At 69.5% G+C, this 14,157-nt stretch carries 14 protein-coding genes and 1 pseudogene; 7 read left to right on the top strand and 8 right to left on the bottom strand.

All coding sequences use genetic code 11. The features are described from left to right. Nucleotides 1-22 precede the first annotated feature (22 nt). On the bottom strand, nucleotides 23-1,438 hold the full coding sequence (locus ACNO8X_RS07825) for an aldehyde dehydrogenase family protein (RefSeq protein ID WP_418004837.1): 1,416 nt from the start codon (nucleotides 1,436-1,438) through the stop codon (nucleotides 23-25). 146 nt (nucleotides 1,439-1,584) lie between these two features. On the opposite strand from ACNO8X_RS07825, the gene ACNO8X_RS07820 reads away from it, so the two are divergent. Continuing rightward, complete coding sequence (locus ACNO8X_RS07820) at nucleotides 1,585-2,808, top strand: PucR family transcriptional regulator (RefSeq protein WP_418004836.1); 1,224 nt, start codon at nucleotides 1,585-1,587, stop codon at nucleotides 2,806-2,808. Here the strand turns inward: ACNO8X_RS07820 and ACNO8X_RS07815 are convergent. Then, on the bottom strand, nucleotides 2,805-4,091 hold the full coding sequence (locus ACNO8X_RS07815; protein ID WP_418004835.1) for an ROK family transcriptional regulator: 1,287 nt from the start codon (nucleotides 4,089-4,091) through the stop codon (nucleotides 2,805-2,807). The genes ACNO8X_RS07820 and ACNO8X_RS07815 overlap by 4 nt on opposite strands. 195 nt (nucleotides 4,092-4,286) lie before the next feature. On the opposite strand from ACNO8X_RS07815, the gene ACNO8X_RS07810 reads away from it, so the two are divergent. Beyond that, entirely contained in the window at nucleotides 4,287-5,048 is a 762-nt protein-coding gene (locus ACNO8X_RS07810; protein ID WP_418004834.1) for an SDR family NAD(P)-dependent oxidoreductase, read from the top strand. A 109-nt stretch (nucleotides 5,049-5,157) separates the two neighbouring features. Here ACNO8X_RS07810 and ACNO8X_RS07805 read toward each other — a convergent pair. Together ACNO8X_RS07805 and ACNO8X_RS07800 are read right to left on the bottom strand one after the other, a co-directional pair. Beyond that, nucleotides 5,158-6,495 (bottom strand): annotated as a pseudogene (locus ACNO8X_RS07805) (L,D-transpeptidase); the annotation flags it as partial. Beyond that, a complete protein-coding gene (locus tag ACNO8X_RS07800) occupies nucleotides 6,471-7,529 on the bottom strand; it encodes a UDP-N-acetylmuramate dehydrogenase (RefSeq protein WP_418004833.1) in 1,059 nt (352 codons plus the stop codon). The gene ACNO8X_RS07800 and the pseudogene ACNO8X_RS07805, both read right to left, overlap by 25 nt. Before the next feature lie 26 nt (nucleotides 7,530-7,555). On the opposite strand from ACNO8X_RS07800, the gene ACNO8X_RS07795 reads away from it, so the two are divergent. Genes ACNO8X_RS07795 through ACNO8X_RS07775 form a run of 5 tightly spaced genes read left to right on the top strand, consistent with a single transcriptional unit; the run spans nucleotide 7,556 to nucleotide 11,942 of the window. Then, nucleotides 7,556-8,062 carry a DUF2505 domain-containing protein gene (locus tag ACNO8X_RS07795; RefSeq protein WP_418004832.1) on the top strand — a complete coding sequence of 169 codons (507 nt, stop codon included), beginning with the start codon at nucleotides 7,556-7,558 and terminating at the stop codon, nucleotides 8,060-8,062. Nucleotides 8,063-8,083: 21 nt separating this feature from the next. Further along, entirely contained in the window at nucleotides 8,084-8,890 is an 807-nt protein-coding gene (locus tag ACNO8X_RS07790) for a class I SAM-dependent methyltransferase (RefSeq protein WP_418004831.1), read from the top strand. 10 nt (nucleotides 8,891-8,900) lie between these two features. After that, on the top strand, nucleotides 8,901-10,091 hold the full coding sequence (locus ACNO8X_RS07785) for a glycoside hydrolase family 3 N-terminal domain-containing protein (protein WP_418004830.1): 1,191 nt from the start codon (nucleotides 8,901-8,903) through the stop codon (nucleotides 10,089-10,091). A 28-nt stretch (nucleotides 10,092-10,119) separates the two neighbouring features. Continuing rightward, nucleotides 10,120-10,950, top strand: a complete 831-nt coding sequence (locus ACNO8X_RS07780; RefSeq protein WP_418004829.1) for a carbon-nitrogen hydrolase family protein — start codon at nucleotides 10,120-10,122, stop codon at nucleotides 10,948-10,950. Beyond that, nucleotides 10,947-11,942 carry an LmeA family phospholipid-binding protein gene (locus tag ACNO8X_RS07775; protein ID WP_418004828.1) on the top strand — a complete coding sequence of 332 codons (996 nt, stop codon included), beginning with the start codon at nucleotides 10,947-10,949 and terminating at the stop codon, nucleotides 11,940-11,942. The genes ACNO8X_RS07780 and ACNO8X_RS07775 overlap by 4 nt, the downstream gene beginning before the upstream one ends. 60 nt (nucleotides 11,943-12,002) lie before the next feature. Here the strand turns inward: ACNO8X_RS07775 and deoC are convergent, their stop codons facing one another. Genes deoC through ACNO8X_RS07755 form a run of 4 tightly spaced genes read right to left on the bottom strand, consistent with a single transcriptional unit; the run spans nucleotide 12,003 to nucleotide 14,131 of the window. Continuing rightward, nucleotides 12,003-12,683: a deoxyribose-phosphate aldolase gene (gene deoC, locus ACNO8X_RS07770; protein ID WP_418004827.1), complete on the bottom strand. Its 681-nt coding sequence runs from the start codon at nucleotides 12,681-12,683 to the stop codon at nucleotides 12,003-12,005. Then, nucleotides 12,683-13,105, bottom strand: coding sequence for a DUF2599 domain-containing protein (locus tag ACNO8X_RS07765; RefSeq protein WP_418005815.1), 423 nt, complete (start codon nucleotides 13,103-13,105; stop codon nucleotides 12,683-12,685). The genes deoC and ACNO8X_RS07765 overlap by 1 nt, the downstream gene beginning before the upstream one ends. Nucleotides 13,106-13,117: 12 nt before the next feature. Beyond that, nucleotides 13,118-13,402 carry a DUF2516 family protein gene (locus ACNO8X_RS07760; protein ID WP_020101171.1) on the bottom strand — a complete coding sequence of 95 codons (285 nt, stop codon included), beginning with the start codon at nucleotides 13,400-13,402 and terminating at the stop codon, nucleotides 13,118-13,120. A 42-nt stretch (nucleotides 13,403-13,444) separates the two neighbouring features. Next, the gene (locus ACNO8X_RS07755) at nucleotides 13,445-14,131 is read right to left on the bottom strand and encodes a heparin-binding hemagglutinin (protein ID WP_418004826.1); all 687 of its coding nucleotides are present in this window, start codon (nucleotides 14,129-14,131) and stop codon (nucleotides 13,445-13,447) included. Between the last annotated feature and the right edge of the window lie 26 nt (nucleotides 14,132-14,157).

Below are 14,157 nucleotides of genomic sequence, written 5' to 3'. Positions count from 1 at the left end.
AGTAGTTGGGGGTCAGGGAGTTTCAGGGCAGCTGCAGGGACTTGGTCTCGAGGAACTCCTCGAGACCCCACCTGCCGAATTCGCGCCCGTTGCCCGACTGGCCGTAGCCGCCGAATGGGGCGTGGATGTTGAAGGTGCCGTCGTTGATCTGCACCTGGCCGGACCGGATCCGACGGGCCACCGCGATCGCGCGCTCCTGGTCACCGGAGTACACCGCGGCGTTGAGCCCGTAGATACTGTCGTTGGCGAGGCGGATGGCTTCGTCTTCGTCGTCGTAGGCCTGGATGACAAGCACCGGCCCGAAGATCTCCTCGCGGACGATGGCCATGTCCGGCGTGCAATCCGAGAACACCGTCGGCCGGACGTAGAAACCGCGGTCCAGGCCGTCGGGCGGGGTCGGGCCGCCCGCCACCAGCCGCGCCCCCTCGGCGATGCCCTGCTCGATGTAGCCGACGACCCGGTCTCGCTGCACCGCGGACACCAGCGGGCCCAGTTCGGTGGCCGGGTCGAAGGGATCACCCACCCGCAGGGCCTCGGTACCGACACGCGCAATCGCCTCTACCTCAGCGAGTTTGGCGCGCGGGACGATCATGCGGGTCAGCGCGATACAGGTCTGGCCGGAGTTGAGGAAGCACTTGCGCAGGCCGTCGCTCACGGCTTCGACCAGGTCGGCGTCGTCGAGCACGACCAGCGGCGACTTGCCGCCGAGTTCCAGCCCGACCCGCTTGATGGTCTGCGCGGCCACCGCGCCGATCCGGCGCCCGGCGACCGTCGACCCCGTCAGCGACACCATGTCCACCTGCTCGTGCGCGACGAGCGTCTCGCCGACGCCCGGGCCGGTCCCCGTGACCAGATTGAAGACGCCGGGCGGCAGACCGATCGAGTCGAACACCTCGGCCAGCAGGTACGCGTTGAGCGGCGCGACCTCGCTGGGCTTGAGCACGACGGTGCAGCCCGCGGCCAGCGCCGGCGCGACCTTGGCCGAGATCTGGTGCAGCGGGTAGTTCCACGGCGTGATCGCGACGACGACACCGATGGGCTCCCGGACGACCAGCGAGTTGTAGACCTGCTCCTCGAACGGGAAGCTCAGCGCCAGATCGGCGATCGACACGAACGACTGCACCGGCAGGCCCGCCTGGATCACGTTGCTGTACGCGAACGGCATGCCGACCTCTTGGCTGATCAGCGTGGCGAGCTCGGTCTGACGGCGCTGCAGCTCCTCGGCCGCGAGCTTGAGGTAGCCGGCGCGCTCGGCCACCGACGTCGCCGCCCAGCCCGGAAACGCGGCGCGTGCCGCGGCCACCGCCGCGTTGGCGTCGTCGGCGTCGCCCAACGGGATGGTCGCGATGACGTCCTCGGTGGCGGCGTTGACGACGTCGAATCGCTCGGTGCCGTGCGACGGCTGCCAGCGGCCGTCGATGTAGTGGGCGTCGTTCATCGGGTAGCTCCTGTCAGGGACTGTCAGAGTTTTGTCACTGCGACCTATGCCATTCCCAGGGTGCGATGTGATGACCGCCATATTCTTGGTCCGGCGAGACAACGAATCGCGCGCGTTTGTTCGCGCGAACAAACAAGGAGCTATCGATGCCGACCGACGCGGCGGTGCTGGATTGGCTGGCGCAGTTCGCCCAGGAATCGGAAAACCGGCAGACGCTCGACCGGCTGGTCACCGTGGTCGACGACGAGATCACCGAGGCCTTGCCCATGTTCACCGACCCGACGCTGCGCCGCGATCTCGATGCGAGCACCCGCTCGAACTGGAAGGGCTTTCTCTCCGTCGTGACCCGCGACCTCGTCGACGTGCGTCCGGCACCCGAGATCTACGACCTGGCGCGCACGCTCGCCCGCCGCGGCTTCGAACTCCCGGTGCTGCTGGCGGTCTACCGGATCGGCCAGCGGTCCGCGTGGCAGTTCATCACCGAGACGCGCGTCACCGCAATCGCGGATCCGGAACTGCGCGCCGCGGTGCTGATGCAGCTCTGGCCCCGACTGGCGAGCTGGCTGGACACCATGGTCGAGGCGCTGATCGTCACCTTCGCCGGCGAACGGGACCAGTGGCAGCGCGGTGCGCGCGCCCGCCGCGCCGAAACCGTCCGGACCATCCTCGCGGGCCAGGCCGTCGACACCGACGAGGCCACCACCGTGCTGTCGTATCCGCTGCGGCAGCGGCACACCGCGTTCGTCGTGTGGGTCGACGACGACGTGGTCGACACCGATGTGCAACGGCTGCTCGACGCCACTCCCGTCGCGATCAGCACCGCCCTCGGCGCCGACCGGCCGTTGACGATCAGCAGCGGGGCCCGCACCGTGTGGTGCTGGTCGGCCACGACAGGACCGTCGAAAGCCCTGTCCGACAACGACATCGCCGCACTACCCAAGTTCGTCCACGTCTCGGCCGGCACCTGCCATCCGAGCCTCGACGGATTCCGCCGCAGCCACGCCGAAGCGCTCGCCGCGCAGACCGTCGCACATCGCCGCGGCGCCAAGGCAATTCGCTATGCCGATGTCGAATTAGCCTGTCTGACAGCAGGTATTGCGGGCGAAGACGGCATGTCCACGTTGGTGCGACGCGAACTCGGCGCACTCGCCGCGGCCGACGATTCGACGGCACGGCTGCGGGACACCCTGCGGCTCTATCTGGAACACGCGGGCGACGCCAGAGCGGTCGGCGAAATCCTGAACCTGCACCCGAACACCGTCCGGTATCGAATCCGGCAGGCCGAACAGCTCCTCGGGCACTCCGCCGACCAGCGCCGCGTCTACGTCGAACTGGCGCTGCACATCGTCAGCGCCTTCGGGACCACTTAGGCGGCGCGCAGAGCGCGGCGCATGGCGCCGATCGGGTCGGCGTAGAGCCCGCCGAGGGACACCACGCCGGCGCCGGCTTCCTGCACCCGGTTACCGAACGTGGTGACCCGAATGTCCCTGACGCCCAACACCGTTCGCTCCGCGAAGGCCTGCTCGACCAGCGGCAGTCCCTCGGGGTACTCGGAGAAGGCCTGACCGCCGACGACGAGGTCGTCGGGGTTGAGCAGGTCGCGCAGCAGCGCCACCGCGGACCCGAGCACGCGGGCCCGCTCGGCCAGCAGCTCGACGGCCGCGGCGTTGCCGGACCGCGCCGCACGCAGCACCGCGGCGATGGTCGACGACGGACCGTCCGCCGGCACGATCCGCTGCTTGCGGGCAGCGGCCAGCACGGCCTCGTCGCTGACGGTGGTCTCGAGCCGACCGGTGCCGCCGAGCAGTTCCGACTGCGCCGGCAGTCCCGAGATGGTGCCCGGGCCACTGGCCGGCGAGTGCACCTTGCCGCCGATCGACAGCGCGTAGCCGACGGTCTCGCGGGCGTACACATACAGGCTGGTAGAGGACTCGGACGCAGCCGACGAGCGGCGGGCACCCAGCAGCAGTTCGGCACCGGCCATCGCGTCGACGTGCGACGCCAGCGACACCGGCAGCCCCAGCGTCTGGGCCAGCACCGGACCGACGGGCGCGTCCACCCAGCCCAGGCGCGGGTGGTCGACGTGACCGGTGGCGCTGTCCACCACACCACCGGCGGCGACGCCGACCCACAGCGGGCGGCGCCGGTGCCAGCGGCTCAGGTAGCGCTGCGCGCTGCCGGCCAGCGAGGCCAGCGCGGCGTTCTGGTCGCCGCGCGGCGTGGGCGTCTCCACCACGTCGAGGGTGCGGCCGAACAGGTCGGTCGCCACGATCGCGGTGGTGCGGGCGCCGACGTGCAGCCCCAGAGTCAGGAACGGTTCGTGGTTCACCTCGACCGGAATGCGCGGGCGGCCGATGGCACCGGCGACGGCCAGGTCGGCCCGCTCACGTAGCATCCCGGCGTCCAGCAGGGCCGTGACCTGGCGGTTCACCGTGGCAATGCTCAGGCCGGTGGCCTGCGCGATCACGTCCCGGGCGATGGGGCCGCGCAGCCGGGCCGCGCTGAAGACCGAGCCGGCGGCGGCGTCGGCGACCCGCAGCGACGGGGCGACGATGTGGTGCCGGGCGAGCAGGGTGCGCTTGGCGTGGGCATTGGAAGAAACAGCAGCACGGACGCCGGAACGGGTGGCGACGGTGGAAACAGAAGCAGGCATTTGGGGGTCCTAGGGAAGAAGTCGGGCTGGTGGGTCCTGAGGCCACACCTGCCGACAGCTAGGACGAAGAGATCCGTGTCGTGAGTCAGGCGCAGCGCGAAGCGCGACAACAACAACACGAACGCCGCACAGCGACGCCGGATGCCTGACTGATGATCACGGAAGGAACTTAGCACGCCCACTAAGGTCGGTCATATGCCAACTGACGAACGCTCCGTGCGCGTCGCGGTGGTCACCGGCGCCAGCTCCGGAATCGGCGCCGCCACCGCGAAAACCCTTGCCGCCCTTGGTTTTCACGTCGTTTGCGCGGCCCGCCGCGCAGACCGGATCACCGCGCTCGCGGCCGAGATCGGCGGCACCGCAGTTGTGACGGACGTCACCGACCAGGCGTCGGTGGACGCGCTTTCAGCCCAGGTCAGCGGGCTGGGACCGGTGCACATCCTGGTCAACAACGCCGGCGGCGCCAAGGGTCTGGCCCCGGTCGCGGAGGCCGATCTGGAGCACTGGGACTGGATGTGGCAGACGAACGTGCTGGGCACCCTGCGGGTCACGCGCGCGCTGCTGCCCGCACTCATCGACTCGGGCGACGGACTGGTCGTCACCGTCACGTCCATCGCGGCGCTGGAGACCTACGACAACGGCGCGGGGTACATCGCCGCCAAGCACGGCCAGGGCGCGCTGCACCGCACCCTGCGCGGTGAACTGCTGGGAAAACCGGTGCGGCTCACCGAGATTGCACCCGGCGCCGTCGAGACAGAGTTCTCCCTGGTGCGATTCGACGGGGATGCCGAGCGCGCGGACGCGGTGTATCAGGGCATCACGCCACTGGTCGCCGAGGATGTCGCCGAAGTGATCGGTTTCGTGGCGTCACGCCCGCCGCACGTCGATCTGGACCAGATCGTCATGCGGCCGCGTGACCAGGCGCCCTACAGCCGGTTCAGCCGCCGGCTGACGTAGTCGCCGGCGCCGAGGAGGTCGGTGCGGCGGTCGCGGTCGACGTTGAAGTCGTCGTCGCGGCCGTCGTCGACGAAGTTGAAGTCGACGTGGAAGTAGAAGTCGAAGTCGAGGTGGCCGACCCCTGCGGCGGCGGTGTCGTCGTGGTGGTCGGGGTACCCGAGTACGTCGGCGCATCGGTCGGGGTGGCCGGTGCGCTCTGCGGGATCGACGTCTCCGCCGGTGCCGCATTCGCCGGCGGCAGTGCGGACATCGACACCCAGGTGGCCCAATCGACCGCCCAGTCCCAGATGTCGCCGTCGGCGTAGGACAGCTGGATCGACGTGCCCGTCACCTCGACCGGGTCGCCGTAGATCGCGGTCTGGAAATACTCCTGGGCATTGTCGGTCGACAGGTTGATACACCCGTTGGTGACGTTGGTGTTGCCCTGCGCGCCCGAGCTGGCCGGGTTGGCGTGGATGAACTCGCCGTTGTTCGAGATTCGCACCGCCCAGCGTTCGTGCACGTGGTCGTAGCCGGCGGCCGGGTTCGACATCCAGAAGTCCGCGTACTTCTCGCTGACCACGTGGACACCGCTGCGCGTGATGTTGCGGGGTTTGTCTGCTTCGCCGTAACTGCAGGGAAAGTCGAACAGCACGCCGGAATCGGTGATCACCTGGATGCGGTGACTGGTCGCATCCGCCTTGACGACCTGACGGCGGCCGATCGAGATATCCAGCGTCGAATCCTGTGCACCGAAGGCACCGTCGCCGAACGATACGCCGTACAACTTGGCTGAGACGCTCACCTTCGTGCCGGCCGGGTAGTAGTCACGCGGGCGCCAGTGGATGCGCGACCCTTCGCGCTCGTCGGGCAGCCAGGCCCAACTGCCCTCGACCGGCGGATCGGTGACGACCTTGACGTTGCGCTCGACGGAAGCCTTGTCGGTGACCGAGGAGTCGAACTGCAGGATGATCGGCGCCGCCACCCCGACGGTCTGCCCGTCGGCGAGCTGGAACTGCCCGTTGACCTGCTTGGTCGGGTTCACGGTGGTGAACGTCGCGGACACCGGTACGGCCTTGCCGTCCCGGCCGACGACGGAGCCGGCGAACGTGTACGTCGCGCCGAAGCCGAGCGGCTCGGCGGTGTTGAACGACGTGCGGTCCTTGTTGAACACCCCGGCGACGACCTTGCCCTCGCCGTTGGTGAGGGTCAGCTTCTGGAACCAGCCGTCGGTGACGTCGACCCCGATGCTGCTGGTCGGCACGACATCGGTGGCTCCGTTGGTGGGCCGGTAGGTGATGACGGGCGCCGCGGACTCCTTGGCAGGGGCCGAGGAGGATGAAGTGCCCGATGAGTCCGAGCACGCGGCGAGCACGCCGGAAGTGCCGACGGCAATCGCGGTCAGCATCTGTCGCCGGTTCACACTCACAGGTTTGAATTTACCTACAGCGAACAGCCGATTAAGCATGGTTCCGGTGTGAGATCTATCCCGAAAGCGGCCTTGACGCCGTCCCGAACCGCTCTGGCCAGCGCTAATACGTCCGCACTGCCAGCAAATCCCCGGTTCGTCAGAGCCAGCGCATGCTTGGTGGACAGCCGCGCAGGTGCCCCGTCACCGGGGTAGCCCTTGCCGAAACCGGCCTGTTCCACCAGCCAGCCGGCGGCCAGTTTGACCCCGTTCGGCGCCGGGTAATTGGGCACCGGCCCGTCTGTGGCGGCCCGGATGCGCTCGAAGACGTCCTGCGAAACCACGGGGTTGGTGAAGAACGACCCGGCACTCCAGGTGTCGCGGTCGGCGGCGTCGGACACCATGCCCTTGCCGCGCCGCAACGCCAGCACCGCCTCACGGACCGCGAGCGCGTCGACACGGGTGCCCGGCTCGGCGCCGAGCCGGGTTGCCAGTTCGCCGTACCGCAGTGGTGCGCTCAGGCCGTCGGCGTCGAGGGTGAACTCCACCTCCAGCACGACGGCGTGGTCGGAGTTCTTCAGCACGCTGTGCCGGTAGCCGAAATCCAGGGTGTCGGGGCTGACCCAGCTGTCCGTACCGGTCTCGCGGTCGAAGAGCCGGACCCGGCTGATGGTGTCGGCCACCTCGGCCCCGTAGGCGCCGACGTTCTGCACCGGCGTCGCCCCGGCCGAGCCCGGGATCCCGGACAGGCATTCCAGGCCGCCGAGCCCGTGCGCCAGCGAGGCCACGACCACGTCGTCCCACAATGCGCCTGCCTCGGCCCGCACCACAGTGCCCTCGACGGTGATCTCGGTGTTCGCCAGCAGGACGACCGTCAGATCACTCAGATCGTCGGCGACCAGCACATTCGACCCGCCCGCCAGGACCAGCAGCGGCCCCGGGTGGTCCTTCAGCGCGGTGAGTGCCGCCACCACCTTTTCGGTGGTATCGCAGGTGATCAGACGGGCTGCCACCGGTCCGACCCGGAACGACGTCAGGGGTGCCAGCGGCACGTCAAAGTCGACCGCAACGCCCCCGATATCCGAACTGACCACGGCCGCTAACGGTAGCGTGGCCGATTATGGCCCGCTCCTTCGACATGGTTGCCGAGTACCTCGGCAGCGTGGCGCAGGTGCATCAGGCCTTCTGCAGCAAGGACTACTGGCTGGACCGGCTCGCCGAGGGCCGCGCCGACGTGTCGACGCTGGACTCGTTTGCCGAGGATGGCCAGGGCGGGACGGACATCACCACCACCCAGACCATGCGCGCCGCGGGGCTGCCCGGCATCGTCACCCAGTTCCACTTCGGTGACCTCAGCTTGGTGCGGGAAGAGTATTGGGGCCCGCTGACCGACGGACGCGCCGCCGGGACGGTACGCAGCCGGGTGCCCGGTGCGCCGGCCACCATCACGGGCTCCGGTGTCCTGTCGCCCACCACGGGCGGCGCGCGGCTCGAATTCTCCGCGCTGGTCGAGGTCCGCATCCCGCTGGTCGGCGGCAAGCTCGAGGCGATGCTGGGTCAGCAGCTCAGATATCTGATCGAGCTGGAACAGAAATTCACCACCGACTGGATCGCCGCCCGCTGGTGACCCGCCCATAAACTCGGGCCCATGAATTCGCCCGGCCAGCCGCGGGGTTCAATTGTCGGCCAGCCGACGCGCGGCACCACCGGATACAACCGCCTGCGCCGCAGCGACCGCTGGCTGGTGCACTCCCCACGGATCCGGGCACTGCTGCGCGACGCGGCCGAGCCACTCGTCGTCGACCTCGGTTACGGCGCGCTTCCGGTCACCACCGTGGAGCTGGCGTCGCGGTTGCGCACGGTCCGGGCCGACGTGCGGGTCGTCGGGCTGGAGATTCACCCGGAGCGGGTGCGGCTGGCGCGTGAATTGGCCGGCGACATCGTCGAATTCGGCCTCGGTGGCTTCGAATTGGCCGGTCACACACCAGTTTTGGTCCGCGCTTTCAACGTGCTGCGGCAGTACGACGTCGCCGACGTGCCCGCCGCCTGGGCGGAGATGACGGGGCGGCTGGCTCCCGGCGGGCTGCTGGTCGACGGCACCTGCGACGAGTTGGGACGACGCTGCTGTTGGGTGCTGCTCGACGCCGCCGGACCGGTGAGCCTGACGTTGTCGTGCGACCCGTTCGCCATCGAACGGCCCTCCGATCTGGCGGAGCGACTGCCGAAAGTGCTTATCCACCACAATGTTCCGGGCCAGCCGATCCACCGGCTGCTGCAGGCCGCGGACCGCGCCTGGGCCACCACGGCCGGACACGGCGTGTTCGGGCCGCGCGTCCGGTGGCGGGCCATGCTCGACCTGCTGGTCGACGAGGGCCATCCCCTCGAGCCGCCGCGGCGCCGGCTGCGCGACGGCGTGCTGACCGTGCCGTGGTCCGCCGTCGCGCCGAACGAATAGGGTTCGCCGTATGCCGTCACCCCGCAGCCGACTGCAATCGCCGGTCGTCCTGGCTTCGGCCGCGGCAGTGATCGTCGTCGGCCTGATCGTCGCGGCCGTCATGAGCAAGCCCCGGCCCGCCCCGACACCGGCCGAACACCCGCCGACGGCCGCCACCGTCGCCGTGGCGGCGCCGCCCCGATGCCAACGGCTCGACACCACGGTGGCCGCGCTCACGCCGCGCCAGAAGCTGGCCCAGCTGCTGATGGTCGGGGTCAAAAACCTGGCCGACGCGCAGGCGGTCGTCCGCGAGCACGAGGTCGGCGGCATCTTCATCACCAGCTGGACCGACTATTCGATGCTCGGCGCTCCCCTCGCCGCCCTGGCGCAGGAACCGCGGCCGCTACCGCTGGCCGTCAGCGTCGACGAAGAGGGCGGTCGGGTGCAGCGGCTGAAGAACCTCATCGGCAGCCAACCGTCACCGCGCGAGCTGGTCGCCGCCGGGAAGACCCCGGAACAGATTCGCGAGATCGCGCGGCTCCGTGGCCAGGCGATGAAAGAACTCGGCATCACCATCGACTTCGCGCCCGTCGTCGACATCACCGGCGCGGCCGACGGCACCGTCATCGGAGACCGGGCCTGGGGCGACGCCGCCGAAGCCGTCACCGCCTACGCCGGGGCGTACGCGGACGGCCTGCGCGACGCCGGGCTGCTGCCGGTGCTCAAGCACTTCCCCGGCCATGGCCACGCGTCCGGCGACTCACACAAGGGCGGCGTCGTCACCCCGCCGTTGGCTCAGCTGGAGACGCTGGACCTGGTCCCCTATCAGTCCTTGACGACACAGCTGCCCGTCGCCGTGATGGTCGGCCACATGCAGGTGCCCGGGCTCACCGACACCGATCCGGCCAGCCTGTCCAAGGCCGCCTACGACCTGCTGCGCAGCGGCAGCTACGGCGGCCGGCCATTCGACGGCGCCGTCTTCACCGACGACCTGTCCAGCATGGGCGCCATCACCCAGCGCTACAGCGTGCCCGAGGCCGTGCTCAAAGCCCTGCAGGCCGGTGCCGACACCGCGCTGTGGATCACCACCAAAGAGGTGCCGGACGTCCTGGACCGCCTGCAGCAGGCCGTCGACGCCCACGAACTGGCGCAGGAACGCGTCGACGACGCGGTGCGCCACATGGCGGTGACCAAGGATCCGGCGCTGGCCTGCACCCGCTGAGGCCACGGCGATAACTACGCTGATCCGCATGCGCATCGCACTGGCCCAGATCGGTACGGGAACCGACCCCGCAGCCAACCTGGAACTGGTCGCCGACCACACCGCGCGCGCCGCCGACGCCGGCGCTGACCTGGTGTTGTTCCCCGAGGCGACGATGTGCCGGTTCGGCGTGCCGCTGGCGCCCGTCGCCCAGCCACTCGACGGACCGTGGGCGAACGCGGTGCGGGACATCGCCGCGCGATCGGGTGTCACCGTCGTCGCCGGGATGTTCTGCCCGGCGCCCGGCGACGCCGACAGCCGCGTCACCAACACCCTGATCGCCACCGGCCCGGGCCTGGATGCCCACTATCACAAGATGCACCTGTACGACGCCTTCGGATTCGCCGAATCAGACACTGTCGCACCGGGTTTCGAGCCCGTCGTGATCGACGTGCAGACCGCCGACACCACCGTTCCCGTCGGCCTGACCACGTGCTACGACGTCCGGTTCCCCGAGCTGCACCTGGAGCTCGCCGAACGCGGCGCCAAGCTGCTGACCGTCCACGCGTCGTGGGCGTCGGGTCCTGGCAAGCTGGAGCAATGGACGCTGCTGGCCCGCGCCCGCGCGCTCGACACCAGCTGCGTCGTCGCCGCCGTCGACCAGCCGTATCCGGGCGACGAACTCGCCAAGAAGGGCCCGACCGGCAGCGGCGGCAGCCTGGTGACGTCCCCCACGGGCGACATCGTCGCGCAGGCAGGCCTCGACCCGGAACTGCTGGTCACGGACATCGACCTGGCCGCGGTCGAGCGGGCCCGCGAGACCATCGCCGTGCTGCGCAACCGCACCACGATTGCGCGTAAGGCACAATCGCAAGGGTGACTGACCCCTGGGCCCGCCCCGCCAATGAGGACGCCGCACCATCTGCCGAGCCCGCGCCGCAGGCGCCGGAGGCTCCGGGTGCACTGCCCACCGAGGTGCTGACGGCCGACAACGCGTCAGTGCCGCCGGCGACCGACATCCCCGCCTACGGCGCCGACGCACCGGCCGCCCCGGCCTACGGCACCGATGTACCGCCGACGTCGTACCCGGCTCCCCAGCAGGTGCCCGCCACCGATCCGCCGAAGAAGCGCCGCGGTGTCATGGAGCTGCTGCGCGACCCGATGTCGCTGATCCTGATCATCGTGATCGCGCTCGCGCTGTCGGCGGCCGGTGTCGTCGGCGGTGAGTTCTACGCCCGCAGCCGCGGCAACAGCGTCGTGTCCTCGGCAGTCCAGTGCGTCGTCCAGGACAAGGTCGACGTGCAGTTCGGCGCCACCCCGTTCCTGTGGCAGGTCGCCAACAGCAACTACGACCACATCATGGTGACCACCGCCGGCAACCAGCTGCGGTTCGCCAAGGGCATGAAGGCCCAGATCGAGATCGACGACGTCAAGCTCGAGAAGACGGCCAAGTCGGCAGGCACCATCGGGTCGCTCGAGGCCACCGTCACCTGGTCGGCCGACGGCATCAAGCAGACCATCGCCGACACCGTCCCCGTGCTGGGCGGCCTGGTCTCCGACGTCACCACCGACCCGTCGTCCGGCACCATCGTGCTGGACGCGCCGATGACCCAGATCATCGCCAAGCCGACGCTGTCCGACGGCACCATCTCGCTCAAGGTGGAGCAGCTGACCGGGCTCGGTTTCCTGTTGCCGCGCGAGTCGATCCAGCCGGCGCTGGATTTGTTCGCCGCGCAGCTGACCAAGGACTACCCGATGGGTATCCGCCCGGAAGCCCTGCAGGTGACCGGTACCGGCGTGACCGCCAAGTTCGGCACCAAGAACGCGACGATCCCGCTGGCCCAGCAGGACACCTGCTTCTCCGGCCTCTGAGTCCAACAGTGATTTCGGCGTGATTCGTAGCGGTAACCGCTACGAATCACGCCGAAATCGCTAGCCCAGCCCGTCGAGGACGGCGCGGGTACCGGACAGACCGAGCCGGGTGGCGCCGGCAGCCAACATGGCCAGCGCGTCATCAGCGGTACGGATGCCACCGCTGGCCTTGACGCCCAGGGCCGGGACGGTCTGCGCCATGATCTCGACGGCCTGCACGGACGCACCGCCCGCGGGGTGGAATCCGGTGGAGGTCTTCACGAAATCGGCGCCCGCGTCGGCCGCCGCGCGGCAGACGTCGGCCAGCGTCGGCGCGCCGGCGAGGTTCAGCAGCGCCGCGGACTCGACGATCACCTTCAGCACGGCCGTCGGGGCGGCCCCGCGGACCGCGGAGATGTCGGCGAACACCGCCGAGATGTCACCTGAGATGGCAGCGCCCACGTCGATCACCATGTCGACCTCGTCGGCTCCGCGCCGGCCGTCGGCACCGACGACCGACAGTGCCGCCTCGCGGGCCTTGATCTGCGAATCATGCTTGCCCGACGGGAATCCCACGACGGTGGCGATCTTGACGCGCTCGGGCACCTCGACCGCGGTCAGCATCGACGGGGACACACAGACCGCGCAGACGCCCAGATCAGCGGCCTCCCAGCACAGGCTCGCGACGTCCGCGGCGGTCGCCTCGGGCTTGAGCAGGGTGTGGTCGACCAGTGCGGCCACCTGCTCGCGGGTCCAACTCATCAGAACGGCTCCTCTGTGCCACCGGGATTGCAACGCGCTTTCACCATCTGTGTGTCGTCGACCACCGGGCGCCACGGCTCGAGGTTCCAGCTGGTCTTGTCGGGCGCGGCGGCTTCGGCGAAGTACCAGTGGCACATGAACTGGGCACGCATCCCGGGGGTGTCGGCGTCAGGCGCCGAGTTCAGGACCTCGGACCAGGCCTCGTCTCCCGGCGCTGTGGCGCCGAGGCCGGACGCGCGCCGGCCGGCCCATGTCGGATACACCCGTAGGCTCGACGCGCCGTCCCATTGCGTCCACCGGGTGTGGTCGACGTAGGGCGGCGGCGGAACGGGTTGTGGAGTCGGTTCGGCGGGATCAACGGGGTCGGCCAAAGCCTGCGGGGCCAGCGCCAACGCGGCGGCCGCCAGGACCGCGAACCGGATCGAACGCACCGATTACCGGGATTTCCCTTGGACCTCAAGGAGTTTGGGCTTCACGTCGACCAGGTAGACACCGGTGGCACAGGCCGCGATGGCCGCGCCCACCGGCGGGCCGATGATCCAGCCCAGGACCGCGCCGCCGCCCAGGATCGCCAGCCATACCGGCTTGGTCAGTTTGTCGACGGCGGTATAGGCATCCGGACGCTGCATGGCGGCATGCACGAACGCGTAGACAGTCGTGGCGAGCACCGCGATCTGCAACGCGAAAAGGACGTAACCCACCAGGCTTCCGAGGTACACGCCCTCAGCCTATGTGGGTTACGTCCTTGACGTCGAACCTGATTACTTCTGGGTGACCTTCTTGGCCGGAGCGGCCTTCTTGGCCGGAGCCTTGGCAGCCGCCTTGGCCGGGGCGGCCTTGGTCGCAGCAGCCTTGGCCGGAGCGGCCTTCTTGGCAGCCGGAGCCTTCTTGGCCGGAGCGGCCTTCTTGGCGGCCGGGGCCTCGTCCTTCTCAGGCAGCTCGACGCCGACCAGCTTGGCGGCGCGCTCGCCGACCGCGCGGGTCTGGCTGGCAACGTTGCCCAGGGCGTCCTGGGTCAGCTCGGTGACCTGCTCGCGCACGTCCTCGACACGCTCACGGACGTCCTCGACGCGCTCACGAACGCTCTCGATGGACGACTGGGCGCGCAGGCGCTCCAGGGCGGCCTCGCCGCGCTCGACCAGCTTGTTGTAGGTGTTCTGAGCGTTCTCGGCGTAGGTCTCGGCGGCCTTGCGCAGCTCGTCGGTGCTGAACTTCTCGCGCAGCTCCTCAACCTGGCCCGGCAGTTCTTCCTGCAGCTTGGTCAGGCGGGCACGGCCCTCTTCGACGCGCGCGTTGGCATCGGTGCGGGCCTCTTCGGCACGCTCACGCAGGCTCGCGACGATCTCGTTGACGGTGGCCAGCGCCAGGTCCGCAGCGCCGACGGCGGCGAACAGGGGGGCCTTGAGGTCCTCGATGGTGGGCTGGGCGGTCTCTTTGTTCTCTGCCATGTTCGTTGTTTCCTTTCTCGGGTACT

It is taken from the genome of Mycobacterium sp. PDNC021, assembly GCF_048282635.1.
GTDB lineage: Bacteria > Actinomycetota > Actinomycetes > Mycobacteriales > Mycobacteriaceae > Mycobacterium > Mycobacterium llatzerense.
Note: the sequence above shows the minus strand (reverse complement) of the source record. Positions and strands in the feature narration are given on the sequence as shown.

Bases quoted from the DNA above. Each gene is read 5' to 3' on its own strand.
- ACNO8X_RS07780 (WP_418004829.1), top strand. From the start codon at position 10,120: ATGCGCATCGCACTGGCCCAGATCGGTACGGGAACCGACCCCGCAGCC.
- ACNO8X_RS07755 (WP_418004826.1), bottom strand. From the start codon at position 14,131: ATGGCAGAGAACAAAGAGACCGCCCAGCCCACCATCGAGGACCTCAAG.
- ACNO8X_RS07815 (WP_418004835.1), bottom strand. From the start codon at position 4,091: ATGCCTGCTTCTGTTTCCACCGTCGCCACCCGTTCCGGCGTCCGTGCT.
- ACNO8X_RS07825 (WP_418004837.1), bottom strand. From the start codon at position 1,438: ATGAACGACGCCCACTACATCGACGGCCGCTGGCAGCCGTCGCACGGC.
- ACNO8X_RS07785 (WP_418004830.1), top strand. From the start codon at position 8,901: ATGCCGTCACCCCGCAGCCGACTGCAATCGCCGGTCGTCCTGGCTTCG.
- ACNO8X_RS07795 (WP_418004832.1), top strand. From the start codon at position 7,556: ATGGCCCGCTCCTTCGACATGGTTGCCGAGTACCTCGGCAGCGTGGCG.
- ACNO8X_RS07820 (WP_418004836.1), top strand. From the start codon at position 1,585: ATGCCGACCGACGCGGCGGTGCTGGATTGGCTGGCGCAGTTCGCCCAG.
- ACNO8X_RS07790 (WP_418004831.1), top strand. From the start codon at position 8,084: ATGAATTCGCCCGGCCAGCCGCGGGGTTCAATTGTCGGCCAGCCGACG.
- deoC (WP_418004827.1), bottom strand. From the start codon at position 12,683: ATGAGTTGGACCCGCGAGCAGGTGGCCGCACTGGTCGACCACACCCTG.
- ACNO8X_RS07810 (WP_418004834.1), top strand. From the start codon at position 4,287: ATGCCAACTGACGAACGCTCCGTGCGCGTCGCGGTGGTCACCGGCGCC.